Source organism: Ruegeria sp. YTSC199 (genome assembly GCF_059609725.1).
In genome coordinates this window covers 65,768-89,421 of record NZ_JBXWMF010000002.1, presented here as the reverse complement: position 1 = coordinate 89,421, position 23,654 = coordinate 65,768, and the positions used below count along the sequence as shown (strand labels likewise).

General features: G+C 59.5%; 24 protein-coding genes, 1 tRNA gene and 1 pseudogene. 12 read left to right on the top strand and 14 right to left on the bottom strand.

What is annotated here, in order from left to right; genetic code table 11:
• The first annotated feature begins 55 nt into the window (after positions 1-55).
• Positions 56-892 (top strand): alkaline phosphatase family protein, encoded by an 837-nt coding sequence (locus AC2FEE_RS02110; protein ID WP_496862745.1) that lies wholly within the window; start codon positions 56-58, stop codon positions 890-892.
• Between the two features lie 4 nt (positions 893-896).
• On the opposite strand, the gene AC2FEE_RS02105 is transcribed toward AC2FEE_RS02110, so the two are convergent.
• From AC2FEE_RS02105 to AC2FEE_RS02085, 5 genes are all read right to left on the bottom strand, one after another.
• Positions 897-1,820 carry an alpha/beta hydrolase gene (locus tag AC2FEE_RS02105; protein ID WP_496862743.1) on the bottom strand — a complete coding sequence of 308 codons (924 nt, stop codon included), beginning with the start codon at positions 1,818-1,820 and terminating at the stop codon, positions 897-899.
• A gap of 13 nt (positions 1,821-1,833) precedes the next feature.
• Positions 1,834-3,723: an acyl-CoA synthetase gene (locus AC2FEE_RS02100; protein ID WP_496862741.1), complete on the bottom strand. Its 1,890-nt coding sequence runs from the start codon at positions 3,721-3,723 to the stop codon at positions 1,834-1,836.
• Positions 3,724-3,879: 156 nt separating this feature from the next.
• Positions 3,880-5,700, bottom strand: a complete 1,821-nt coding sequence (locus AC2FEE_RS02095) for an ABC transporter transmembrane domain-containing protein (RefSeq protein WP_496862739.1) — start codon at positions 5,698-5,700, stop codon at positions 3,880-3,882.
• 128 nt (positions 5,701-5,828) lie between these two features.
• A tRNA-Gly gene (locus AC2FEE_RS02090) sits at positions 5,829-5,903 on the bottom strand.
• Positions 5,904-6,104: 201 nt separating this feature from the next.
• Positions 6,105-6,302 (bottom strand): hypothetical protein, encoded by a 198-nt coding sequence (locus AC2FEE_RS02085; protein ID WP_496862737.1) that lies wholly within the window; start codon positions 6,300-6,302, stop codon positions 6,105-6,107.
• A gap of 257 nt (positions 6,303-6,559) precedes the next feature.
• Here AC2FEE_RS02085 and AC2FEE_RS02080 point away from each other — a divergent pair, with 257 nt between their 5' ends.
• Both AC2FEE_RS02080 and AC2FEE_RS02075 read left to right on the top strand, forming a co-directional pair.
• Complete coding sequence (locus AC2FEE_RS02080; protein ID WP_496862736.1) at positions 6,560-6,802, top strand: hypothetical protein; 243 nt, start codon at positions 6,560-6,562, stop codon at positions 6,800-6,802.
• Positions 6,803-7,004: 202 nt separating this feature from the next.
• Positions 7,005-8,894, top strand: coding sequence for a PhoX family protein (locus tag AC2FEE_RS02075; protein ID WP_496862734.1), 1,890 nt, complete (start codon positions 7,005-7,007; stop codon positions 8,892-8,894).
• Between the two features lie 45 nt (positions 8,895-8,939).
• Here AC2FEE_RS02075 and AC2FEE_RS02070 read toward each other — a convergent pair whose 3' ends face one another.
• Entirely contained in the window at positions 8,940-9,503 is a 564-nt protein-coding gene (locus AC2FEE_RS02070; protein ID WP_496862733.1) for a tetratricopeptide repeat protein, read from the bottom strand.
• A gap of 30 nt (positions 9,504-9,533) precedes the next feature.
• Positions 9,534-10,022, bottom strand: coding sequence for an Lrp/AsnC family transcriptional regulator (locus AC2FEE_RS02065; protein WP_496862731.1), 489 nt, complete (start codon positions 10,020-10,022; stop codon positions 9,534-9,536).
• Positions 10,023-10,124: 102 nt separating this feature from the next.
• Here AC2FEE_RS02065 and putA point away from each other — a divergent pair, with 102 nt between their 5' ends.
• Positions 10,125-13,526 carry a bifunctional proline dehydrogenase/L-glutamate gamma-semialdehyde dehydrogenase PutA gene (gene putA / locus AC2FEE_RS02060; RefSeq protein WP_496862730.1) on the top strand — a complete coding sequence of 1,134 codons (3,402 nt, stop codon included), beginning with the start codon at positions 10,125-10,127 and terminating at the stop codon, positions 13,524-13,526.
• A 42-nt stretch (positions 13,527-13,568) separates the two neighbouring features.
• The gene (locus AC2FEE_RS02055; protein WP_496862729.1) at positions 13,569-14,312 is read left to right on the top strand and encodes a rhomboid family intramembrane serine protease; all 744 of its coding nucleotides are present in this window, start codon (positions 13,569-13,571) and stop codon (positions 14,310-14,312) included.
• Positions 14,313-14,315: 3 nt separating this feature from the next.
• Here the strand turns inward: AC2FEE_RS02055 and AC2FEE_RS02050 are convergent, their stop codons facing one another.
• On the bottom strand, positions 14,316-14,504 hold the full coding sequence (locus AC2FEE_RS02050; protein WP_496862727.1) for an IclR family transcriptional regulator domain-containing protein: 189 nt from the start codon (positions 14,502-14,504) through the stop codon (positions 14,316-14,318).
• 49 nt (positions 14,505-14,553) lie between these two features.
• Here AC2FEE_RS02050 and AC2FEE_RS02045 point away from each other — a divergent pair, with 49 nt between their 5' ends.
• From AC2FEE_RS02045 to AC2FEE_RS02035, 3 genes are all read left to right on the top strand, one after another.
• Positions 14,554-14,802: a hypothetical protein gene (locus AC2FEE_RS02045; protein ID WP_496862725.1), complete on the top strand. Its 249-nt coding sequence runs from the start codon at positions 14,554-14,556 to the stop codon at positions 14,800-14,802.
• Between the two features lie 83 nt (positions 14,803-14,885).
• Positions 14,886-15,074 (top strand): hypothetical protein, encoded by a 189-nt coding sequence (locus AC2FEE_RS02040; protein WP_496862724.1) that lies wholly within the window; start codon positions 14,886-14,888, stop codon positions 15,072-15,074.
• A complete protein-coding gene (locus tag AC2FEE_RS02035; protein WP_496862722.1) occupies positions 15,071-15,538 on the top strand; it encodes a hypothetical protein in 468 nt (155 codons plus the stop codon). The genes AC2FEE_RS02040 and AC2FEE_RS02035 overlap by 4 nt, the downstream gene beginning before the upstream one ends.
• A 263-nt stretch (positions 15,539-15,801) precedes the next feature.
• On the opposite strand, the pseudogene AC2FEE_RS02030 reads toward AC2FEE_RS02035, so the two are convergent.
• The 3 genes and pseudogenes from AC2FEE_RS02030 to AC2FEE_RS02020 form a co-directional block, all read right to left on the bottom strand.
• Positions 15,802-16,276, bottom strand: a pseudogene (locus AC2FEE_RS02030) (IS3 family transposase); the annotation flags it as partial.
• A complete protein-coding gene (locus tag AC2FEE_RS02025; RefSeq protein ID WP_496863036.1) occupies positions 16,275-16,457 on the bottom strand; it encodes a hypothetical protein in 183 nt (60 codons plus the stop codon). The gene AC2FEE_RS02025 and the pseudogene AC2FEE_RS02030, both read right to left, overlap by 2 nt.
• 132 nt (positions 16,458-16,589) lie before the next feature.
• Positions 16,590-17,420, bottom strand: a complete 831-nt coding sequence (locus AC2FEE_RS02020) for a phytanoyl-CoA dioxygenase family protein (RefSeq protein ID WP_496862721.1) — start codon at positions 17,418-17,420, stop codon at positions 16,590-16,592.
• A 180-nt stretch (positions 17,421-17,600) separates the two neighbouring features.
• Here AC2FEE_RS02020 and AC2FEE_RS02015 point away from each other — a divergent pair, with 180 nt between their 5' ends.
• Together AC2FEE_RS02015 and AC2FEE_RS02010 are read left to right on the top strand one after the other, a co-directional pair.
• Positions 17,601-18,089: a twin-arginine translocation pathway signal gene (locus AC2FEE_RS02015; protein ID WP_496862719.1), complete on the top strand. Its 489-nt coding sequence runs from the start codon at positions 17,601-17,603 to the stop codon at positions 18,087-18,089.
• Positions 18,090-18,095: 6 nt separating this feature from the next.
• Complete coding sequence (locus AC2FEE_RS02010) at positions 18,096-18,692, top strand: ferric reductase-like transmembrane domain-containing protein (RefSeq protein ID WP_496862717.1); 597 nt, start codon at positions 18,096-18,098, stop codon at positions 18,690-18,692.
• Here the strand turns inward: AC2FEE_RS02010 and argF are convergent.
• Together argF and AC2FEE_RS02000 are read right to left on the bottom strand one after the other, a co-directional pair.
• On the bottom strand, positions 18,689-19,615 hold the full coding sequence (argF, locus tag AC2FEE_RS02005; protein ID WP_496862716.1) for an ornithine carbamoyltransferase: 927 nt from the start codon (positions 19,613-19,615) through the stop codon (positions 18,689-18,691). The genes AC2FEE_RS02010 and argF overlap by 4 nt on opposite strands.
• Positions 19,616-19,686: 71 nt before the next feature.
• Positions 19,687-20,874 carry an aspartate aminotransferase family protein gene (locus AC2FEE_RS02000; RefSeq protein WP_496862714.1) on the bottom strand — a complete coding sequence of 396 codons (1,188 nt, stop codon included), beginning with the start codon at positions 20,872-20,874 and terminating at the stop codon, positions 19,687-19,689.
• A gap of 293 nt (positions 20,875-21,167) precedes the next feature.
• Here AC2FEE_RS02000 and AC2FEE_RS01995 point away from each other — a divergent pair, with 293 nt between their 5' ends.
• Complete coding sequence (locus tag AC2FEE_RS01995) at positions 21,168-22,058, top strand: DMT family transporter (RefSeq protein WP_496862713.1); 891 nt, start codon at positions 21,168-21,170, stop codon at positions 22,056-22,058.
• Here the strand turns inward: AC2FEE_RS01995 and AC2FEE_RS01990 are convergent.
• Positions 22,040-22,843, bottom strand: a complete 804-nt coding sequence (locus AC2FEE_RS01990; protein ID WP_496862711.1) for an ABC transporter permease — start codon at positions 22,841-22,843, stop codon at positions 22,040-22,042. The genes AC2FEE_RS01995 and AC2FEE_RS01990 overlap by 19 nt on opposite strands.
• 125 nt (positions 22,844-22,968) lie before the next feature.
• On the opposite strand from AC2FEE_RS01990, the gene AC2FEE_RS01985 reads away from it, so the two are divergent.
• Positions 22,969-23,544, top strand: a complete 576-nt coding sequence (locus AC2FEE_RS01985; protein ID WP_496862710.1) for a GcrA family cell cycle regulator — start codon at positions 22,969-22,971, stop codon at positions 23,542-23,544.
• Positions 23,545-23,654 lie beyond the last annotated feature (110 nt).

Below are 23,654 nucleotides of genomic sequence, written 5' to 3'. Positions count from 1 at the left end.
TCTGATCGCGAATCCCTTAGGGTCGCCTGAAAAATCTAGTCAAAAGGCCAACGACATGGACCGCAAACTACTCCTTATTATCCTGGACGGTGTTCCGTGGCGCAATTTCCGACGGTTGTTCGGCAATCTTGAAGGCTGGGTCGACAATGGAGAGGCGCGGGTCTGGAAACTGCGCGCTGTGCTGCCGTCGACGTCGGCCAGTTGCTACGCCTCGATTCACACCGGCGTCACTCCGCAGGAACACGGATGCACCGGCAATGGCAACGTCTTCCGCCTGAGCCACAAGGACGTTTTCAGCCAAGTTCGCGAGGCTGGTGGCGTAACCGGAGCAGTGACCCACAGCTATTGGTCACAATTCTTCAACCGCCACCCGTTCGATTACGTCCGCGACATCGAATATGATGAGCCTGAGAGTAAAACGATCAACCACGGTCGCTTTCACACCATGACCGGCTACGGCAAAGCCAATCAGATGACGCCGTCTGATGTAGACCTTTACGCCACTCTGACCAATCTCTGCCTGCGTCACGGGCTGGACTACGGCCTGCTGCATGCTTGTACATTGGATAGTATGGGGCACCGTTTCTACCACGACTGCGAAGAGATGGACCATGCCTGCTTCGTCGCAGACGAGATGCTGGCCCCCTTCATCCCGCGTTGGCGGCAACTGGGCTATGAGGTCGTCGTGACCGCCGATCATGGTCAGGACGAACGTGGCCATCATGGAGGGCGCAGCCCGTTGCAGCAGGAAACGGCGTTGTATTATTTCGGGGATGCCAAAGGCCCCGATGCTGACACCGTGATCGACCAGCTACAGCTGGCACCGACGATCCTGAATCGCATCGGCGCACCGATTGCCGAAACGATGAAGGCTGCGCCATTCCTGAAATAAGCGATCAGTCGTAGGGCCAAACCTCTTGGCCCAATGCTTCGATGGCGATTGATATCCGCTCAAAACTGTCTGCGGCGCGTTTCACCGAGGTGCGCGCCCGCAGATAACCGTGCACGAGGCCGGGTTCGTTGATCCATTGCGCTTGCCCTCCAGCTGCTGTGATCTGCTCGCAATAGATCGGCCCGTCATCACGTAACGGATCACAATCCGCCGTCACAACAATGGTCGGTGGCAAGTTCGAGAAATTGGTATCGCACAAGGGCGCAAAGGTCGGGTCATTGTGCGGAACCGTGCCGCCACAGCGTATCTTCTCGTAGAACTTGATTTCCTCAAGCGTCAATAGCGGGGCGTGCGCGTGTTCGATGTAAGACCCCGCCGATGTATCTCCGCCCAGTCCGGGGTAAATCAGAACCTGGCCCAGCACATGCTCAAGCCGCCCGCGGCCATAATGTGCAACCGCTGCCGCGAGATTGCCCCCCGCGCTGTCTCCAGCCAGAACCAGAGGGTCTTCGAATTCCGTGACCACCCAGTTGGCAGCGGTCCAGCTATCCTCAAACTGTGCCGGATGCACATGCTCGGGGCAGAGGCGGTAGTCGACGGCAACAACCCGATAACCGGTCTGCATGCAAATCTCGGCGCAGACGTCGTCGTGGCTGTCCAGCCCACCGACAACAAAACCGCCGCCATGAAAATAGACGACGGTTCGTGTTGGATCTCCGGCGGTATAAACCCGGACAGGCACGCCATCGGCGGACCCGTCCTGTATATCCAGACCCGGAGGCCGGGGTTGGCGAAATTCCTGACACATTTCGTTATAGACGCGGCGCTGATCTTCGATTGTTAGATCAACCGCGTTGTCAGGATAGCTTTCAGCCGTTCGCCTTATGAACGCCCAGGTTTCTTCATCGATCAGACGTTCATAATCCATTGTCCCTCCGCGGTCAGGTAGCCCATTCCCATGGCCGGGTGAATGATCCCAGCACTTTCCCGACATCGTCGTCCGAGGAGCCGTTGGCGTCAAGCTGCGCGACAAGCCCGCGCTTCTTGTCGTCGATCACCGAGACAACGCGCGCATCCAATTCGGCTTTTTCCAGCGCGCCGTTATAGATGCGGGTGATTGCCTGTTTGCGAAGCTCGGGCTTGAACACTTTACCCACGGCGGTTTTCGGCAGTTCGTCCAGAATGGTCATGTGCTTGGGCTGCGCCGCACGCTCATGGACATGCACGCTGCAATACTCCATCAGCTCTTTCTCGGTCACGCTGGCCCCGTCGACCAGCTCGACAAAAGCACAGGGCACTTCGCCGGAATAGGCGTCGGGCTGACCGATGGCCCCGGCAAAGGCGACGGCGTCGTGACCCAGCAAGGCCTCTTCGATCTCAGCCGGGTCGATGTTGTGTCCGCCACGGATGATCAGGTCCTTGGCACGACCCGTAATCCACAGATAGCCATCCTCGTCAAACCGGCCCAGATCACCGGTGCGCAGGTATTTGTCGAAATGATAGAGGTCCACATTCTTATCGACCTCGGTATAGGTGTTGCCCGCATAGACACCGGGGTTCGAAATACAGATCTCGCCAATCTCATCCGAACCGCATTCCTTGGGGCCGTCCGGCCCGTTCTGTAGGATTTTGACATCCGTATAGGGGAACGGAATCCCGATCGAGCCGATTTTCTTTTCCCCATCCACCGGGTTGCATGACACCAAACAGGTTGCCTCGGTCAGACCGTAGCCTTCGACAATGGTCACGCCTGTGGCTTCTTCAAAGCGGCGGAACAGCTCAACCGGCAGCGGAGCTGAGCCAGAAAACGCTGTTTTCACGGTTGAGATATCTGCATCCACCGGGCGCTGCATCTTGGCGGCAATAGCTGTGGGTACGGTGATGATGAAAGACACTTTCCAGCGTTCGATCAGCTTCCAGAAATTATCGAACACGCCGTCGCCGCGATACCCGGCAGGTGTTGGGAAGATCACATGCGCGCCCGACGACACCGCCGCCATCACGATCACATGGACGGCAAACACGTGGAACATGGGCAGCGGGCACATGATGACGTCTTCGTCCGAGAACAGCAGCGTGCTGCCCAGCCAGCCGTTATAGATCAGGCCCGAATACTTGTGCTGCGCCACTTTGGGCATACCCGTGGTGCCGCCGGTATGGAAGTAACAGGCAACACGGTCTTCCTTGCTGTCTTCGAAGGTCAGCGTCGTGGGTTGCTTGGCCAGTTCCTGATTGAAATTCTTGTAATCCGCATGGGCCAGATGTTCCTTGTCGCCCATCTTGGGGCGCAGGAAAGGCACCAGCCAGGATTTCGGCGGCGTCAGATACCGGTTGAGGTCAATCTCAAGAATGGTGTTGACCTTGGGCGCGTGTCGCACCGCCTCTTCGACCTTTTGCGCCACGTCGGTCTTGGGGAACGATTTCAGCGTCACTACCACCTTGGCGCCGGTCTCGCGCAGGATCGCGGCGATCTGTTCGGGTTCCAGTAGCGGGTTAATCGGGTTGACGATCCCGGCAACCGCGCCGCCCATCATGGTGATCAGCGTCTCGTTACAATTGGGCAGCACGTAGGCGACCACGTCCTTTTCGCCCACACCCAGCGATCGGAACAGATTGGCGGCCTGGTTGACCTTGCCCAGCAGCTCGGACCATGTCAGCGTCTCGGCCTTGTCGGTCGGGCCGGACAAAAGCTGAAAACTGATCGCATTGCTGTTGGGGAACTTGTCTGCCGTGCGCGACAGCAACTGGTGGAAAGTGACCGGAACATCGCGGTCCTCCCACGACATTTCCTGCTCCATCCTCGCCTTGTCTTCCAAACCCACAAAGGCCATGTGGTTCCTCCCCTATCTCTCCCGTGTCCCGCACGGGTTTTGTATCCACGCCAAGATGGAAGCAAAACCGCGCAGGTTCAAGAAAGGCCTTAGCTGTGAAGGCAGCAAAGAGGTAGAATGACGCTGCGGACTTAGCCGTTTTGCCCCTGCGTCACTTTATTCGGCGGCCATTCCGTCGGTGAATTGCAGGCGCGCCAGTCGGGCATAGAGCCCATCCTGCGCCACCAGATCGTCATGAGTACCCTGTGCCACGATCTGGCCTGCTTCCATCACCACGATCCGGTCGGCCTTTTTCACCGTCGCCAGTCGGTGTGCAACGATCAGCGTCGTGCGGCCCGCTCGCATTTGATCCACGGCCCCCTGAACGGCACGTTCGCTTTCCGCATCCAGCGCCGAGGTTGCCTCATCCAGCAGTAGAACCGGCGCGTCGCGCAGGATCGCGCGGGCGATGGCAATGCGCTGTTTCTGCCCGCCCGACAGCATCACGCCGCGCTCACCGACGAAACTGTCATAGCCCTCGGGCAGAGCCGAGATGAAATCATGCGCAGCCGCGGCGCGGGCGGCGGCCTCGACCTCGGCATCCGAGGCGTCCAGACGGCCAAAGCGAATGTTCTCGCGGGCTGAGGTGGCAAAGATGATCGGGTCCTGCGGCACCAGCGCCATATAGCGGCGGAAGTCGGCCCGGTCGATGTCTCGCAAATCGACGCCATCCAGCCTGACCTGCCCCGAGGCCGGGTCATAGAACCGCTGAATCATCTGGATGACGGTTGTCTTACCCGCCCCGGAGGGGCCAACAAACGCCACAGTCTCACCCGGGTTGACCTGAAGCGTGAGATGCTCAAGCGCCACTACATCGGGGCGCGAAGGATAGCGGAAGGTCACATCGTCAAAGCGAATCTCGCCACGAACCGGCGCCGGCAGCGCGGTCGGGTTGGCCGGGTCGTTGACCGTGTCCTGCGTGTTCAGCAGCTCGACTAAACGCTCGGTCGCACCGGCGGCGCGCTGCAACTCGCTCCAGATTTCCGACAGAGCTGCGACGGACCCCGCCATGATGATCGAGTAGATCACGAACTGGATCAGCACACCTTCGGTCATTACGCCGTTGCGGACGTCATTCGCACCCATCCACAGCACGCCGACGATCCCGGTAAACACCAGAAAAATTACGATGACCGTCAGAACCGCGCGGGTCTGAATCCGGCGCAGCGAGACAGTATAAGAGGTCTCTGTCATGTCATCGAACTGCTTGCGGCTGGCCTGCTCGTGGGTGAATGCCTGCACCGTTTGCACCGCGCTCAGTGCCTCGCCCGCGTTACCGGACGACGCCGCGATCCAGTCCTGATTCTCGCGGCTGATCACACGCAGACGCCGCCCCAGCAGCAGAATCGGCACCACCACGATCGGGATCAGCAACATCACCATGCCGGTCAGCTTAGCCGAAGTCAGCAACATCAACACCAGACCACCCAGAAACAACAGCACGTTCCGCAGCGCGATAGAGACGGACGAGCCCAACACAGACTGGATCAGCGTCGTGTCCGTTGTGATCCGACTCAGGACCTCGCCTGTCATGATGCGTTCGTAAAACTCGGGGCTCATGCCGATGACGCGATCGAACACCGCTTTGCGGATATCGGCCACCACGCGTTCACCAAGCCGGGTCACCAGCGCATAGCGCAAGCCGGTTCCAAGGGCCAAAACGGCGGCAATGCCCAGCGCTGCCAGAAAGTACCAATCCAGCAGCTCGCCATCTTCGATACGGAAATTATCGACAACGCGGCGCACCGCCAGCGGTAGTGTCAGGGTCATGCTGGCGGTCAACACCAGCGCCAGCGTCGCACCGATCATCAACAACCGGTATGGCCGCATGAACGGCCAGAGTGACGCCAGAACGCCAATCTTCTTGGAGCCCGCGCGCTCTTCGCTGGCACCCGGAGCGGATTGTTGTGCTGGACTGGCTGAGGCTCTTCTTGCCATGCTTGGCCCTTAACTCATGTTCGCGTTCGTTTGCCCGCTTCTTGGCGGCAGCGCACCGCCGGGTCAAGCTGCGCATCGCGAATTGGTCCCTTCTCAGGGCCATTTGACGCAGAATTCTGGGGCTGACTTGGAGCGGGCGGCGGGAATCGAACCCGCTTCATCAGCTTGGAAGGCTGAGGTAATAGCCAGTATACGACGCCCGCTCAGCGCAGGTCGGTTTAAGCGATGCATCTGACGCCGTCAAGCGCCGTTCGACGGCGGATTCCAATTTCTGCGCAAAGCCTCGACGAGCCGTGAATAGTAGCCCCGCTACGCCTTCGCCGGAAGCCAGTCATGTGTGTCGAGACCAGAGGAACTCCGGATCATCGACGCATATTGTAATGGCTGCGCAGCCGTTTGAGCAATCAATGACGCCGGATAGGTGGTTGCGGCGGCCAGCGCTTCCTGCAGTGGCACCCCCACCTGAGAAACAAGATGCGGATGGCCGAAGTCGGGTCCAGATCGGCCAGTGTTCCGTCCTTAAGCGTCAGCTGCCCATCTGTTCGCGCAATCCGACGGCCTTCAAGTTCGAACGCATTCTGATCCGTGCCCGCAAAAGCCATCGCGTCGCTGACCAGAAAGATTTGACTTGGAGCGGTTTTGGCGGCCCACGCGGCGCATCACCTCTGGGTGAACATGGATACCATCGGCGATCAGACCTAGGCGATGACGCTGGCCGATAAGTTCGTCGTACTGCTAGACGGGCGGGTGGCACAGATCGGCACCCGATGAAGTTGTACAACAACCTCTCCAACCGGTTTGTTGCCGAATTTCCAAAACCTTCGTCGATGAACTTCTTGCCCGAATTGTTGCTGATGAGTTGAATACCATCTACATCCGACCCGAAGACTTGTTCCAGCTTAGTGATGGCCCGTTGGCTATTTGCGTCAGTCATGTCGAGAAACTGGCCAGAGACACAAACGTCATCACCAGGGTGCGGGACCATACAGAAACGGCACGGCGGTTCGGTCAACTGGCGATCGCGGAAGATCAGGAGCTGAGATTCACCTTTTCGGCCGACAAGGCCAATCGATTCGACCCGACAGTTCAACGACTGCGCTGAGAAGCGACTACGCACAAAGGTGATCTTTGTCCGATGTCTCACCCGCCACGCAGCCGGTGTAGGTATTGGCTTGTTTTACGCACCTGAAAGAAGCTCTTTTCCGATGACCCAAGCAGTGTCCTTAATAGTGCTGTCAACAACCTGTCACAAAGAAGCTCTACATCCGATTCAACACTTTTCATTCGACCGCCAGGAGCCATCCATGAACAACGTTGACCCCACCACTTTGTCTGCCGACGACTGGGACGAGCTGCACTTTCCCCGCCCCGAAGAAAACGACTTTGACCACGTTGTTGAACACGCCATATCGCGGCGTGGTTTTCTGGGCGGCGTGTTGGCCTTTGGCTCGGGTGCAGCGGCCATGGGGGCGGGCCTGATGGGGTCCAGTTCGGTGCAGGCGCAAACTGCATCGCGCTTTGCGTTCACTCCGATTGCAGCGCAAACCGACGGCACAGTGCACGTCCCGGAAGGGTACGAATGGAAAATGCTGATGCGTTGGGGCGATCCGTTGTTTTCCGACGCCGACGGTTATGACCTGACAGACGGTGGTGCGGTCGAGAAATCGGACCGCGTGTTTGGTGAAAACACCGACGGGATGGAGACCTTCACGTTCCAAGGTCACGAGTTGATCGCGATTAACCACGAATACCCGAACCGCAAGATCAATCTGCCCGCCGCGAATGAAGGCGTGCCTGCCAATGCCGATGATGTTCTGAAGCTGCAGAACATCCAGGGCGTCACCGTGATGGAAATCACCGAAGGCCCCGACGGCTGGTCGGTTGTCAAGGACAGCCCCTTCAATCGTCGCATCCACCATAACACGCCCATGAGGATCGTTGGCCCGGCGGCCGGCCACGACCTGCTGAAGACCGAGTCCGATCCGACCGGCACCACCTCGCTGGGCACTATGAACAACTGTGGCGCGGGCAAGACCCCATGGGGCACCTACCTGACCTGCGAAGAGAACTTTAACGGCTATTTCGGCTCGTCCTATAAAAACGCCAGCTATGACCAGAAGGTCGCGGATGGCATGACCCGGTATGGTATCAAGGCCGAAAGCTGGAACGGGTACGAGTTCTTTGATCCGCGTTTCGACACCTCAAAAAACCCGAATGAGCCGCACCGCGCCGGCTGGATCGTAGAAATTGATCCGACCAAACCGGACAGCACACCGGTCAAGCACACAGGACTGGGCCGCTTCAAGCACGAAAACGCCGAGGTGACACTGGCTGCCGATGGCCGCGTGGTCGTCTATATGGGCGACGATGAGCGCGGTGAATACCTGTACAAGTTCGTCTCGAACGGCACTTTCCAGCCGGGTGGCGAGACCGAGAACCTTCTGAACGATGGCACGCTTTACGTTGCCAAGTTCAACGATGACGCGACCGGTGCATGGCTGCCCCTGACACCGGGATCAACCGGTATGGAAGAGGCAGAGATCGCGATCTTTACCCGAATGGCCGCATCCAAGGCCGGCGGCACTACCATGGATCGTCCGGAATGGGTCGCCTCCAGCCCGGTCGCGGTCGAGGCCTACTGCTGCCTGACCAACAACAAGAACCGGGGCGTCAAGCCGAATGCCGGTGGTGACGATACCTCGGTCAACGGACCCAACCCACGCGAGGCCAACAAATACGGTCAGATCGTGCGCTGGCGCCCGGCGAATGACGACCACGCCGCCGAAACCTTTGACTGGGACCTGTATGTCATGGCCGGCAATCCAAAAGTGCATTCCGACGATCGCGCCGGTTCGCAAAACGTGAACGAGGGCAACCTTTTCAACTCGCCCGATGGCATGGCCATCGACTCGACCGGCCTGGTCTGGATCCAGACTGACGGCAATGACGACGACGAGGATGACTTTGCAGGTCACGGCAACAACCAGATGTTGGTTGGTGACCCGGTAACCGGTGAGATCGCGCGCTTCATGACTGGCCCGAATGGCTGTGAGGTCACAGGTCTGGCGTGGTCCAGCGATCTACGTACCATGTTCGTCGGCATTCAGCACCCGGGCAGCAACTGGCCCGATGGCGGTACGCCGCGGTCCTCGGTGATCGCGATCAAGCGCGCAGACAATAGTCTGGTTGGCTAAGCTGCACAAAAACGCCCCCGGCCTTGCGGTTCGGGGGCGTTTTTTTCAAATATCCTGACCCGGCGGCTCCAGTGGCCCGCCCGGCCCTAAAAGATGGCGTTCCGACAACCACGGGTTCAGTTGCAGCGCATTATTCAAAGTCTCTCGCGCTTCGTCCAATCTTTGAAGTCCCATCAAGGTCAACGCGCGCCCGCTGATCGCGGCCACATGGTTCGGCGATAGCTCGATGGCTTTGTCCAAATCGGGCAAGGCGGCGGCGAAATCCTGACCCAGGTAATACGCAAAGGCGCGCTGGTTATACCCTTCGGCATAGGATGGGCAGTAGGCGATCAGCTTGTCGAAATCCTCGATCGCACCCCGCAAGTCCGAAGCCCTGAGACGCGCCATTCCCCGGTCCAGCAACCGTTGTGAACTCGCGTCAGGCGCGTCCGCCCAGAACTCCCACAACTGGCTCGATAGGGTTCGGGCGGCCTGCTCGGTCTCGGCCTTCTGGATTTGCGAGATAACTCCGCTGACACCCGCGCTGTGATCTGGCGCAGCCGGGCATTCTCCGGCCTGCGATGGTGTAGAAACGGTCGACAGGATCAAAGCGAAAGCAATCTGTTTCATGATCCAATGGTGGTATCACCGAAGCTTTCGTCAACCCATCCCGTCAATGGCGCCTGATACACCGGTCTCTTTCACCGCCTCCATGGCCACGAAAGTAGAGGTATTGGCCACATGCGGCAAAGAGGAGATTTTCTCGGCCAGCACGGCGCGATATTCCGACATCGAACCGGTTCGGATTTTCAGCAGATAATCAAAATTCGACGCGATCATATGGGCTTGCTCGATCTCAGCGACCCTGCGCACCGCCGCGTTGAACTCAGCCAATGCCTTCTCGCGCGTGTCGGTCAGACGCACCTCGACAAAGGCGACATGGTCAAGCCCAAGACGGATCGGATCCAGCAGAGCCCGGTATCCGGTGATGATCCCTTCGGCCTCAAGCCTTTTCACACGAGCTTGTGTCGGGGATTTCGACAACCCGATGCGTCGCGCCAGATCGGCGACCGAGATACGCCCGTCCTCGGCCAGAATCGTCAGGATCGCCCGGTCAAACCGGTCCAGATCGGGGCGGTTCATTTGCATCGAAACCTCACAAAAATTCAGTCCATTCGCCTCTCGCAGCCCAAAATTAAGGCAATCTTCCCGCAAAATCGATCCTATATTTAACAAAAGCCCGGAGGATACATGACACACAGCCTGCTCACCCATATCGATGGCCAGACCTATGCCGATCAGTCCGAAATTCTGGATGCCCTGATCGCACAGTCGGAACTGAGCGAACCCGACCGTGCTGCGATTTGCGCGACGGCAGCGCAGTTGGTGCGCGATATCCGGTCCAGCACCTCACCGGGTATGATGGAGGTGTTTCTGGCCGAATATGGCCTGTCCACCGATGAAGGCGTCGCGCTGATGTGTCTGGCCGAGGCGCTGCTGCGGGTCCCGGATGCCGACACGATTGACGCGCTGATCGAGGACAAGATCGCGCCGTCGGATTGGGGGAAGCATCTGGGTCAATCCTCATCGTCGCTGGTGAACGCATCGACCTGGGCACTGATGCTGACGGGCAAGGTACTGGATGAAGGCAGGGCCTCACCGGTAGGTGCTCTTCGTGGGGCGATCAAACGGCTGGGTGAGCCGGTGATCCGCACCGCCGTGGGCCGTGCGATGAAAGAGATGGGCCGCCAGTTCGTGTTGGGCGAGACGATCCAATCCGCCATGGACCGCGCCAGCGCTATGGAAGCCAAGGGCTACACCTATTCCTACGACATGCTGGGCGAAGCCGCACGCACCGAGGCCGACGCCGCCCGCTATCACCTGTCTTACTCGCGCGCGATTGCCGCCATTGCAGATGCCTGCACCCATGATGACATCCGCGCCAATCCCGGAATTTCAGTAAAGCTTTCGGCACTGCACCCACGCTATGAACTCGCGCAGGAGCAGCGCGTGATGGACGAGCTTGTGCCCCGCCTGCGCGCGCTCTGCCTGTTGGCCAAAGCGGCCGGAATGGGCTTGAACGTCGACGCCGAGGAAGCCGACCGTCTGTCGCTGTCCCTGCAGGTAATCGAAGAGGTGATGGCCGAGCCCGCCCTCGCCGGATGGGACGGGTTCGGGATCGTGGTGCAGGCCTACGGCCCGCGCGCTGGAATCGTACTGGATACGCTCTATGACATGGCGGAACGCCATGACCGCAAGTTGATGGTGCGGCTGGTCAAGGGTGCCTATTGGGACACTGAGATCAAGCGCGCGCAGGTCGAAGGCGTCGACGGCTTCCCAGTATTCACGCGTAAGGCTGCGACCGATATTTCCTACATCGCCAATGCCCGCAAGTTGTTGGGAATGACCAACCGAATCTACCCGCAATTCGCCACCCACAACGCTCACACAGTCAGCGCGATCCTGCATATGGCCGATGATCAGCCGTTCGAGTTTCAGCGCCTGCACGGGATGGGTGAAACCCTGCACCAGATCGTAAAGGACCAAAGCAACACGCGCTGCCGGATCTATGCGCCCGTCGGCGCACACCGTGACCTTCTGGCCTATCTTGTGCGGCGCCTGCTGGAAAACGGTGCGAACTCGTCTTTCGTGAACCAGATCGTGGATGAGGCCGTGCCGCCGGAAGAGGTTGCCTCTGATCCGTTCGTCACCATTCAGGAACCGAAATCCCCCCTGCCAACCGGTCCCGAGCTGTTTCAACCGGAACGGCCGAACTCGAAAGGGTTCGACCTGCAGCACACGCCGACACTCGACCGAATTGACGCGGCCCGGGACGAATTCCGGGCACATCACTGGTACGCGCAGCCATTGCTAAAGGGGGACGCGCACCCCGAACAAGACCAGCCTGTTACCAACCCGGCAAACCCACAAGACCGGCCCGGCGCCGTCGCTGCGGCCAGCGCACAAGATGTCGAACTGGCGCTGGCCTCGGCCGGCCTGTGGCAGGTTCCTGCCGCAGATCGCGCACGCGTCCTGAACGCCGCCGCTGATCTTTACGAGGCACACTACGGCGAGCTTTTCGCCCTGCTGGCCCGCGAGGCAGGCAAGTCTGTTCCCGACGCGGTGGCCGAACTCCGCGAGGCTGTGGATTTCCTTCGGTACTATGCGGCCAACATCCCGCAGGCCGAACCGGCGGGAACGTTCACGTGTATCAGCCCATGGAACTTTCCTTTGGCGATTTTCACCGGCCAGATTTCCGCCGCATTGGCTACTGGCAACGCCGTTCTGGCCAAACCCGCGCCGCAGACCCCGCTGATCGCACACCGGGCCGTGCAACTGCTGCACGAAGCTGGGGTACCACGCGACGTGCTGCAATTGCTGCCGGGTGGACCATCGGTTGGTGCTGCGTTGACGTCTGACCCGCGCGTGTCAGGCGTGGCGTTTACCGGCTCGACCGCGACGGCGATGAAAATCCGCGCGGCCATGGCGGACAACCTGCGTCCCGGAACGCCCTTGATCGCCGAGACCGGTGGGTTGAATGCGATGATCGTGGACAGCACTGCCCTGCCTGAACAGGCCGTAGAGTCCATCATCGAAAGCGCATTTCAGTCAGCGGGGCAAAGGTGTTCGGCCCTGCGTTGCCTTTACGTGCAAGAAGACATCGCCAACGACCTGCTAACCATGCTGACCGGTGCGATGGAGGCGTTGCAGGTCGGTGACCCATGGATGCTGACCACGGATTGCGGCCCGGTCATTGATCAGGACGCACTGCAGGGAATCACGGATCACATCGCACAGGCCCGCGCAGAAGGGCGGGTTCTGAAGGAACTGGCAACGCCGCCCGAGGGTACCTTCATCGCCCCTACCCTGATCGAACTCTCCGGAATTGCCGCACTGGAGCGCGAGGTCTTTGGCCCGGTGCTGCATGTAGCGCGGTTCAAGGCGTCCGAGATCAATCAGGTCATCGCCGATATCAATGCAACTGGCTATGGGCTGACCTTTGGCCTGCACACCCGCATCGACGACCGTGTGCAGTATATCACCGAGGCCGTCCACGCGGGCAACATCTATGTCAACCGCAACCAGATCGGGGCCATCGTCGGTTCTCAGCCTTTTGGCGGCGAAGGGTTGTCGGGCACCGGCCCCAAGGCGGGTGGACCGAACTACATGGCCCGTTTCTGCGCGCCGGATCGGCAGGACAGCACGGCGCAATGGGACAGTACCATGGGTGATCTACCCGCCCCGCAGGGCCAACCCGTCGCCATCCGCACACAGTCCCTGCCCGGCCCGACAGGCGAATCCAACCGGCTGAGCGAAACCCCTCGTGCACCGCTGCTGTGCATGGGGCCGGGACCGGACGCCGCGCAGGCGCAAGCCAAAGCTGTTAAAGCTCTGGGTGGCACGGCCATCCAAGCAAATGGCATGATGGACCTGCACCGGCTGGAGAACGCCACCGGGTTTTCAGGCGTACTCTGGTGGGGCGACGAAGACACAGCGCGTGAAATCGATCGTCACCTGGCCCGCCGCAACGGTCCCATCCTGCCGCTGATCCCGGGGCACCCTGACCGCGCGCGCATACTGGGCGAGCGCCACGTCTGCGTCGATACTACCGCCGCAGGCGGTAACGCCGCCCTGTTGGGAGGTGCGGCGTAACCGTACCTTGACGCTGGGCTGCCAAAAGCCCAGCGTCGCCGCATGTTTCCGATCCGTGACCATAACCCCTCGGGGCGTACGCCATATGTCGTCTATCTTCTGATGGCGGCCAATATCCTAGTTTTTCTCAGCTATGTGGGAATCATGGGTAATGAGAGGCTGATCAGTCGGCTCTATTTCGATTACGCAGTCATCCCGGCACGGATCACCGACGGGTTTGCGCTGGAAACGCTCGTGACCTCGATGTTCCTGCACGGCGGCTGGATGCATCTGGCGGGCAATATGCTGTTTCTGTGGATTTTCGGCGACAACCTCGAAGACGAGATGGGCCACCTGCCCTTTTTACTGTTCTATCTGGTCGCCGGGGTAGGTGCAGGGTTTATCCACGTCATCACCGCGCCGGACTCGGTGGTGCCGACGATTGGCGCGTCAGGCGCTATCGCCGGAGTGATGGGGGGCTATCTTCTGTTGTTCCCGAAGGCCCGCGTGGACGTCCTGTTGATCCTGATCGTCTATTTCCGGGTCTTCACAATTCCGGCCTTTATCATGCTGGGCATCTGGCTGGGCATCCAGTTCATTGGCAGTTTCGCCAGCAACCCGGACGAAGGCGGCGTCGCCTATTGGGCGCATACCGGCGGCTTCCTTGTTGGCCTGATCCTGTGCATCCCCCTTTGGTTGAAACGCGGTGGGCCAACATACTGGAGCCGTACCCACGGCCACCCACCCCACCCCGAGCACAATTACAAACTGTCGAAATCCCATATTCCGCGGATACCACGAAAATAAAGGTCATCCCTTCGCCTGATCCGGAATCCGGCCACCGCTGAGGTACGTGATTTCCTGCGCAGCATCTTTCACCAAAGCGCCGAATTCCAGTGCCCTGTCCCCGTGAAAACGGACAGACCGGCCAGAAACGGAAATCCCGGCGCAGGGTCTCCGGCCCCGGCCATAGTAGATGGCGGCTCTGATACAGGGCATGCCTTCGTCCTATTCCTCGTGGCCATACGACCATCTCCAGCCACGGGTCTTGCCCAAATCTACCGTCAGGTACAGGTCTCCCGTCAGCCTGCGGTCTATAAATCGCTCGGGCTTCACTGGACTGACGATCTTACTGGCCGCATACGGGTTCATCGCAGCCATTATCGCCTTACCCGGCTCAACGAACATCCCGGACCGGCTGCAAGTGGCGATGAAAGCTCAGACACAGGATCACCACGCGCTGGATATTGTTGGGACATTCTCAACGGCGCTAGAGGGCAGCAAAAACCGTGTTTGAAACAACTACGGGTCTGGTAATCCCCTTCCCCGCCAGCGGAACGGGAGGGTGGAAGGACACTCAGCCCCAAGTATGAGGTTCTGATGGCGCGGTATGCGATGTTCAGCCATCGCTGGATCAACCTGTGCCAGTGTCAAGGTCTGGACATGCCGATCATCGAGTGCCCCTGGGGCAGCGGAGCACCGGCGGAGAAGTTTGCCGATGCTCTGACAGCAAACACGGACCTTGTGATCAAGGCAGTCCTAGTCCCCCATAACGAAACAGTCCCGTGAGTGCACTCGGACATGGCAGCGGAGCGCAGGCGAAGGATGCCAGTGTCCAACCTGCGATTCTGTTCGTCGATTGCGTCAACTCGCTGGCCTCAATGCCGTTCGACTTTGATGACTGGGGCATCGATATCGCGGTACCGGCATCGCAAAAGGGCTGCCTTCTGGCGACAGGTTTGCGATCCTCTGCGTCAACCCTAAGGGCTTTAGCAGCAATACCCGGCCGATATGACTTCAACGCCGATACCGTCAGTTGTGGCATCGGGCGGAGCGAGATGAATAGCAAGGCCTTCCGCATCAGCGATCTGGGCGGCCTGACGGACGTTATGGTGCTTTCGGGGCTGGCCACGACCGAGATTGCGACGGCCGATCTGAACCATCCTATCGAACTGGGCAGCGGCGCTGAAGAAATTCCGCACTGGCAGCTCCACCCTTATGCAATCAGCGGCTTGAGGAGGAGATTGACGTAGGAGACGCCAACCACAGCCGATCGCGCGACCTTCGCCTGAATTCTCGAGGCGTATGAGCGGTTCAAACCCCATGTCAACCGCACAGCCGAACTGCGGGTCGACTATTTGGACGAGTTAACCGGCGCGCAGCTGTTCATCAAACGCGAGAACTATCAGGAAGCTGGGGCCTTCAATGAACGGTCTCATCATACTGGTTCAATTTGGGTTTTGTTCATGATTGGCCTCAGTCCCATCGGGATAGGGGGGCCAGAGGCTGGTGGGCGTTAGCCAAATGCACTGTGCGGTTTTTCTTATTGTAGTGTTTCCTCGATTGATCGATCAGAAATTGAGCCTCGCGCAATCTGTTGAAGATCTCGCAATACCCGTTCTCCCAAAGTGCCCCTGGATTAAAATAGGCGGTCTTTGCGCCGACGGCGGCGATCTAACTACGAACAGCCTGTGCAACAAACACAAGGCCATTATCCGATCGGGTGAAGGCGGGAGCGCCTCGCAGGATGAACAGGTCCGATAGAACATCAATTACATCTGTCGAGTTCAGCTTACGCTTAAACTTGTTCGCAGGCATTCCCGGCTGTGCCCATCAAGGATATTCAAGGTGCGGAACACCATCTCATCATCTGTCCGGCATTGTACGAAACCATATGATCAGACATATTTTCGATACTCTGGCCGCAATCGGACACACGAATCGCAGTTCAGCCAGAGCCACCTTTTTTTCGGTTGTTTTGCTGGAACCTCAGCCCTTCGCAGCTTCCGTCCGAATAAACTTGTTGAAGATGAACGGGCCCACAAGTTGGCGTTTGACAGAAGGCAGCGCGCGGCGCGCGTCAGACCCACCCAGATCGCGGGCGCGCGGGATGATCAATGTATCAAGCTCCGCATTTTCCGACAGGCACTGGGGTTGTAGGTCGGGTGCCAACTCATTCCAACTCTCCCGCAATCATTGGTTTAAAGTTCACAAATGCAGAATTTAGGGGGAAATTTTAAAAAAATCGCAAATTTACACAATCAGGGTGCAAGCACCCTCAGCAATCGGTACTATTTGCACTGCCTAAGGCCATAGCCGGGGGAAAAACGGCCCGTCGATTCGATCGCCTTCACGGTAGCCCGCCGCCTCGAACTGCGCGCGCTCTTCTTTTGCCCAGTCGCCGCGATACCGGATGACCCCGTCCGGCGCCGTCATCCGCAGGGTAAAGCGCCGGACCGTTTCAGTTGGCGTGACCGAGGACAACCCTCCGTGCAACGTGCGCATGTCAAAAAAGATGCAATCGCCCAACTGCATATCCCATTGCAGCAGGTCATAGGCCTCGGGATCGGCGTTAACATCGGGCGGCGGATGATAAGTCCGGCCGGCGACCTCGGTTGGTTTATAGCTGGGATGCCCGTCCGCAAACCGGACCCGCATGAACAGTTTGTCCCACAGGTGCGAACCCTTGACGAAGGCAATCCCGTTCTCCTTGCTCACCGGCTCCAGCGGCAGCCAGAGGACGCACATCGTGCCTTCGAAATCGAAATAAGACAGGTCCTGATGGAAGGGCGGACGTGAGGTCGACCCGGCCTCGCGAAGGAACCAGTTGTCCATCACAAGGTTGATCGAGGATGCGCCCAACAGTTCAGCTGCCAACGGGGCACAGGGGGAATGACGCACAAAATCTGTGAATTGGGGGATTTTGCTCCAGGCCCAGTAGTCCTCGAAATAGGCCGGGGCTCTGAGATCTTTGGTGTGGCGGGTGAAGTTATCCGTAGGGTTGGCAAGGTCCGCATCGATCCCGTCGCGCAGCAACGACAGCCAATGATCCGAGAATTTCGAGCGCAGGACAACCGCCCCGTCGCGCTTGAAGGCGTCGATTTCATCGGGTGACACCGTTTGCATCTTGTCCATTGGGCAGCCTTTCGGATCGGTATCGCAAAGATGGCACTGTTGTTTGAGCAGGGTCAAAGAAATTCGCGCACATCGATCACGGGGACGTGAAGTCTGCCTCGGAAAAGGTGTAAACCGTGCTATCTTTGCGCTGTGGCTCGTTCTAGCCCGTTTGGATGACACCTAGCAGGAGGTTCCGACATGACGAATACACGCTTTACCCGTCGTTCCGTGATCGCCTTCGGCGGTACTATTCTGGCGACCGCCACGACCGGCCTGCTGCTGCCTGCGCGTGCGGCGGGGATGGCCCCCACGCCGTCAATGCGCGGTGGATCCAACAACTACCGTCCCGGCGCCCCCATCGTTGATCGGATCGGCGGCGGCGGGTTCTGGATGACCGGCACGGTGCGCCGCGCAGGCGATGGAGCCCCCCTGCCCGGCCGGCGTATCCAGATCTGGGCGCACACGACCGAAGGGCACGAACGCGACCCGCAGAGCCACGGCGCAACGCTAACAGATGCGAACGGAGAATTTCGGCTGGAGATGCCACAAATCGTACCTGCCTTTGGCCAACCGCATGGTCATCTGGCCTATGATAGCGGCGAGTTTGAGACCGTATTCCTGCGGCCGATCATGGCGAGCTCAAAGGACAAGACCCTCGCCGCACATTTCGTCCTGCAGCCCGCCTGACCTTTTGTGACCCGCGCCCTGTTGATCTGGACGGTTCTGGCCCTGATCCTGGCGGTTCCGCTGATTGCGGCGGCAAACAGCCCGCTTCTGGCGTGGCGTGATCCGGTCTACATCATCGCAGGGTTTGCCGGCGTAGTCGGAATGGGGTTGCTGTTGGTGCAACCTCTTCTGGCCGGACGTTACCTTCCGGGTCTTTCCCCTTTAGCCAGCCGCCAATGGCACCGACGGGTCGGCATCTGTCTGATTGTAGCCATCCTAATCCACGTTGGTTGCTTGTGGATCACCAGCCCGCCGGATGTTGTGGATGCTTTGCTGTTTGTCTCTCCCACACCGTTTTCGGCCTGGGGGGTGGTTGCGATGTGGGCGGCCTTTGCGGCCGCCTTCTTGGGTCTGTATCGGCAACGTCTGAAACTGCGGTTCCGCGTCTGGAGGCTGGGTCACACGGCGCTGGTCGCCGTGACCATCACCGGTAGCGTCGTGCACGCAATGCTGATCGAAGGCACAATGGAGACCATAACCAAAACCGCCATTTGCGCGTTGGTCTTGGTGGCGAGCGCCCGGACGCTCGCCAAACTGCGTGTATGGGATGTGCGCAGGCGTTAAACGCCCAGACACCAGCGCATTACCGCCTTTTGCGCGTGCAGGCGGTTCTCAGCCTCGTCAAAGATCACCGAGTTTGGCCCGTCCATGACCTCGGAAGTCGCCTCTTCCTCGCGGTGCGCGGGCAAACAGTGCATGAACAGTGCGTCCGGTTTGGCATGCGACATCAGATCAGTGTTCACCTGATACGGGCGCAGCAGGTTGTGGCGGCGTTCCTTGGCCGATTGGGAATCGTGCATCGACACCCAAGTGTCAGCGACCACCAGATCAGCGCCTTCAACGGCCTTGAACGGATCACGCTCGACCACGATCTTCGAACCCTTCTGGCGGGCAAAGCCCATGAACTCTTCCTCGGGGTCGAACTGCGCTGGGCCGGTGAAGGTCAGGTCAAACCCGAACTGGCCCGCCGCGTGCAGGAACGAGGCGCAGACGTTGTTGCCGTCACCTGTCCAGACAACCTTTTTGCCGGCGATCGGGCCGCGGTGCTCCTCGAAGGTCAACACATCGGCCATGATCTGGCAGGGGTGGGTGCGGTCCGTCAGGCCGTTGATCACCGGCACGTCCGAGTACTCGGCCATCTCGGTCAGAATGGTTTCGTCAAAGGTCCGGATCATGATCATGTCGACATAGCGCGACAACACACGGGCGGTGTCGGCGATGGTTTCGCCGTGGCCCAGTTGCATATCCTTCCCCGACAGTACCATGGTCTGCCCACCCATCTGGCGCACGCCCACGTCAAAGGACACGCGAGTCCGGGTGGAGGGTTTTTCGAAGATCAGCGCAACCATGCGGTCCTTGAGCGGCAGATCATCATCCGGGGCGGCTTTGGGCTGACCCAGTCGGGCCTGCTTCATCTCAGAGGCCTGATCGATCATCGCCCGCAGGTCGCCTGCGTCGGTTTTGTGGATATCGAGAAAATGGTTCATTTCGTTTCGCTTTTAGCTGTCGGGTGGTGGGGTCACCCCCCACACCCAAGGTAATTGGGAACAGATGGAAATCAGGCGGTCGCAAGCTCACCTTCGACCTGCGCAGCAGCCTTGTCGAGGCGGATCATGGCCTGGGCAATGTCATCCTCAGTCAGGGTCAGCGGCGGCAGCAGGCGGATCACATTGTCGGCGGCGGGAACGGTGATGACCTCATTGTCATAGCCCGCATTCACCACGTCCGTATTGGTTGCCTTGCATTTGATACCCAGCATCAGACCAGTGCCCCGAACCTCTTCGAAAACCTCAGGGTGATCAGCGACCAGGCCTTCCAGCTTTTGGCGCAGCAGACCGGCCTTGCGGTTCACACCTTCCAGAAAGGCGGGCGTGGCGACCTGATCGATCACCGCGCAACCGACGGCGCAGCCAAGGGGGTTGCCGCCATAGGTCGAGCCATGGGTGCCCGCCGTCATACCACTGGCGGCGTCTTCGGTGGCCAGTACGGCGCCAAGCGGAAAGCCTCCACCTATGCCTTTGGCGACCATCATGATATCTGGAGTAATCCCCGCCCATTCATGCGCAAACAGCTTGCCGGTCCGGCCGACGCCGCATTGCACCTCGTCCAGGATCAGCAGCAGCCCGTTTTCGTCGCAGATTTGACGCAAGGTCTTGAGCTCAGCGTCGGGGACAGGGCGGATGCCGCCTTCGCCCTGAACCGGTTCGATCAGAATGGCCGCGGTTTTGTCGGTGATGGCATTGGTGACGCCGTCGAGGTCCCCGAACGTGACATGCACGAAACCCGGCAGCAGCGGGCCGAAACCCTTGGTCATCTTCTCAGACCCCGCAGCGGCGATACCGGCTGACGACCGACCGTGAAACGAGCCGCTGAAGGTGATAATTTCAACCTTTTCGGGCTGGTCTTTATCATAGAAATACTTGCGGGCCATTTTCACGGCCAGTTCGCAGGCCTCGGTTCCCGAGTTGGTGAAGAACACCGTGTCCGCAAAGGTATGCTCGACAAGCTTGTCGGCCAGCGCCTGCTGTTGCGGGATCTGATAGAGGTTCGAGACATGCCACAGCGCATGTGCCTGCTCGGTCAATGCGTTGACCAAAGCGGGATGCGCGTGCCCCAGCGCATTCACCGCGATCCCGGCGCCGAGGTCCAGAAAACGTCGGCCATCCGCCTCGGTCAGCCAAGCGCCTTCGCCCTTCACAAAGGTCAGGGGGGCACGATTGTAGGTCGGCAGAACGGACGGGATCATCGGATCATCCTTTTCGAAATGTTAAGCCCCGTGAGTGATACACGAAGGCAGGGTTCGTCAACAGATTTGGTGGGGATTGCGCGGATTTACAGCGCGCAATGGATCAAACGGACCGGTTACGCGGCTATGCGTCGGCGTCGGAGTCGCAGGATATGTGCGTGTTTGATCATGACGGCGCGTATAGCGAGACGCGGGCGGTCTGAAAACCCTGAAAATCGCGGCACCCGAGATTTCATCCTGAGACGTATGGTTCTTGCTTGCTATTTCACCGATGCTGGCCCACCGCTAGGGGCATGACACTCGTGCGCCAGAATCCTGCCCTTGCGGCCTTGCTGATCGTGATTGCCAGCGCATTCATCGCTGGCACCACGCTGCTGGCCAAAGCGCTGGGGACGGATACGTTAGGTCCGGCGCTGCATCCGATGCAAATCAGCCACGGGCGGTTTCTGTTTGCCTTTCTTGTGATCGTCGGCGCGGTGGGTATCCTGCGCCCGAAGTTGCGACGCCCACATTGGGGGCTGCACATCGGACGGACAAGTTTCGGTTGGGTCGGGATTACGCTAATGTTTGCCTCGGTCGCGTTCATCCCCATCGCTGACGCCACGGCGATTTCCTTTCTGAACCCGGTCTTCGCGATGGTGCTGGCGGTCCCTCTATTGAAAGAGGGTGTTGGCCCATGGCGCTGGCTGGCTGCAGCAGTCGCCCTGGCCGGAGCGTTGATCCTGCTGCGACCGACGCCTGCCAGTTTCCAGCCCGCGGCCCTGCTGGCCCTGACGGCGGCGGCGGTGATCGGGATGGAGCTGATCTTCATCAAGAAACTCTCGGGCCGGGAAATCCCGATCCAGATCCTGCTGATCAACAATGCGATGGGACTGACAATTGCCTCGGTTGCGGTAAGCTTTGTCTTCCAGATGCCCACGCCACAACAATGGGCGGCACTGGTCGGGATCGGCGTGCTGATGGCCTGTGCTCAGGCCTGTTTTGTCAACGGTATGGCGCGTGCGGATGCATCCTTTGTGGCTCCGATCAGCTATGCCACGCTAATCTTTGCCGCCCTTTACGATTTTGCGGTGTTCCGCGTGATCCCGGATGCGATCAGCCAGATCGGTTCGGCCATCATCCTGACGGGTGGGCTGATTCTGGTGTGGCGCGAAACGCGGCAGCGTCAGGCCTTGAGCCGGTAACCCGTGCGCAGCATCTGCCATGTGATCGCACCGACCACCAAAGTTGCGCCAGTGCAGACGACCATACCCAACCACGGAGAACTGTCGGACACGCCGATCATCCCATAGCGCAAGCCGTCAATCAGGTAGAACACCGGGTTCAGATGGCTCAGGTTGTTGAGAACAGGAGGCAGCGCCTCGACCGAATAGAAGGTACCCGACAGGAAGGCCAACGGAGTGACGATGAAGTTTGTGATCGCTGCCATCTGGTCGAACTTGTTGGCAAAGATACCGGCAAAAAGACCCAGAGCACCCATGAAAGCACCGCCGAGGATCACGAAGATCAGGGCAATCAACGGGTTCTGCGGCGCAATAGAGAGGAACACCAAAAACGCCGCCGAAACGACAAAAGCGATCAGGACGCCTCGGGCTATGCCTCCGGCCAAATAACCAAGCAGAATCTCCAACGGCGACAGCGGCGGCATCAGAGTATCGACGATATTCCCCTGCACCTTGGCGATGATAATTGAGGATGAGGTGTTGGCAAACGCATTCTGGATCACCGTCATCATCATGATCCCCGGTGCCAGAAACAGGATAAACGGCACGCCCATCACGTCGGGGCGCCCCGGTCCAATGGCGATTGTGAAGATCATCAGGAACAATCCTGCCGTTACCAGCGGTGCCAGCAGGGTCTGTGTCCAGACCGCCAGAAACCGAAGGGTTTCACGTTTGGCCAGCGTGTAGAGGCCCATCCAGTTGACCGTACCAAACCGGCGCGCGTCCTGATCCACAAGATTCTGCATGTCTGCCCCATAGCTGATTCGAAGACCGCTTGTAACTCGGACCGCAGTGATTAAAATAGGGCGCTGAGACGAATTCCCAAGGCGGCCCGAATCCGGGGCCGCTTTACGCTTTTGAAAGGCAACCGATGTCCTGGACTGACGAGCGCGTAGAACTGCTGAAGAAAATGTGGGGCGAGGGCCAGTCGGCCAGCCAGATCGCCAAGGAACTGGGCGGCGTGACCCGCAATGCCGTGATCGGCAAAGTGCACCGTCTGGGCCTGTCGAACCGCGCAACCGGTGCTTCCCCGGCCAAGGCCGAACCCAAGGAAAAACCGGCACCCGCGCCCAAGGCTGAAGCCAAGCCGAAACCCGCACCCAAAACCGAACCGGCCCGCCCGGCCCCCGCCCCGGCGGCCGCGGCGAAACCCGCCGTCCCCGCCCGCCGCCAGATTATACCGGCAGGCCAACCGCTGCCGCCGCAACCCTCGGCCAACGAAATCAGCCCCGAGGCTCTGGCCAAGGTCAACGAGATCGAAAAGAAAGCCAAGAAGCTGACGCTGATGGAGTTGACCGAAAAAACCTGTAAATGGCCCGTGGGCGACCCCGCAACCGAGGATTTCTGGTTCTGTGGCCTGCCCGTTGAGCCCGGCAAGCCCTATTGCGAGGCGCATGTGGGCGTGGCCTTCCAGCCCATGAGCTCGCGCCGAGATCGTCGGCGGTAGTAGGTGCTAAGTGGTACGCAGCGGTATTTGCGGTGTGTCACTGAAAAGTTGTTTTCTCAACTGGCCACCCACCGCAAGGCGGGTGGCCAGTCAATTTTTGACCAGAGAGA

Bases quoted from the DNA above. Each gene is read 5' to 3' on its own strand.
- AC2FEE_RS02015 (WP_496862719.1), top strand. From the start codon at position 17,601: ATGACGAATACACGCTTTACCCGTCGTTCCGTGATCGCCTTCGGCGGT.
- AC2FEE_RS02055 (WP_496862729.1), top strand. From the start codon at position 13,569: ATGTTTCCGATCCGTGACCATAACCCCTCGGGGCGTACGCCATATGTC.
- AC2FEE_RS02105 (WP_496862743.1), bottom strand. From the start codon at position 1,820: ATGGATTATGAACGTCTGATCGATGAAGAAACCTGGGCGTTCATAAGG.
- AC2FEE_RS02065 (WP_496862731.1), bottom strand. From the start codon at position 10,022: ATGCAAATGAACCGCCCCGATCTGGACCGGTTTGACCGGGCGATCCTG.
- AC2FEE_RS01995 (WP_496862713.1), top strand. From the start codon at position 21,168: ATGACACTCGTGCGCCAGAATCCTGCCCTTGCGGCCTTGCTGATCGTG.
- AC2FEE_RS02095 (WP_496862739.1), bottom strand. From the start codon at position 5,700: ATGGCAAGAAGAGCCTCAGCCAGTCCAGCACAACAATCCGCTCCGGGT.
- AC2FEE_RS02020 (WP_496862721.1), bottom strand. From the start codon at position 17,420: ATGGACAAGATGCAAACGGTGTCACCCGATGAAATCGACGCCTTCAAG.
- argF (WP_496862716.1), bottom strand. From the start codon at position 19,615: ATGAACCATTTTCTCGATATCCACAAAACCGACGCAGGCGACCTGCGG.
- AC2FEE_RS02100 (WP_496862741.1), bottom strand. From the start codon at position 3,723: ATGGCCTTTGTGGGTTTGGAAGACAAGGCGAGGATGGAGCAGGAAATG.
- putA (WP_496862730.1), top strand. From the start codon at position 10,125: ATGACACACAGCCTGCTCACCCATATCGATGGCCAGACCTATGCCGAT.
- AC2FEE_RS02075 (WP_496862734.1), top strand. From the start codon at position 7,005: ATGAACAACGTTGACCCCACCACTTTGTCTGCCGACGACTGGGACGAG.
- AC2FEE_RS01990 (WP_496862711.1), bottom strand. From the start codon at position 22,843: ATGCAGAATCTTGTGGATCAGGACGCGCGCCGGTTTGGTACGGTCAAC.
- AC2FEE_RS02050 (WP_496862727.1), bottom strand. From the start codon at position 14,504: ATGCCCTGTATCAGAGCCGCCATCTACTATGGCCGGGGCCGGAGACCC.
- AC2FEE_RS02040 (WP_496862724.1), top strand. From the start codon at position 14,886: ATGGCGCGGTATGCGATGTTCAGCCATCGCTGGATCAACCTGTGCCAG.
- AC2FEE_RS02000 (WP_496862714.1), bottom strand. From the start codon at position 20,874: ATGATCCCGTCCGTTCTGCCGACCTACAATCGTGCCCCCCTGACCTTT.
- AC2FEE_RS02110 (WP_496862745.1), top strand. From the start codon at position 56: ATGGACCGCAAACTACTCCTTATTATCCTGGACGGTGTTCCGTGGCGC.
- AC2FEE_RS01985 (WP_496862710.1), top strand. From the start codon at position 22,969: ATGTCCTGGACTGACGAGCGCGTAGAACTGCTGAAGAAAATGTGGGGC.
- AC2FEE_RS02085 (WP_496862737.1), bottom strand. From the start codon at position 6,302: ATGGCTTTTGCGGGCACGGATCAGAATGCGTTCGAACTTGAAGGCCGT.
- AC2FEE_RS02070 (WP_496862733.1), bottom strand. From the start codon at position 9,503: ATGAAACAGATTGCTTTCGCTTTGATCCTGTCGACCGTTTCTACACCA.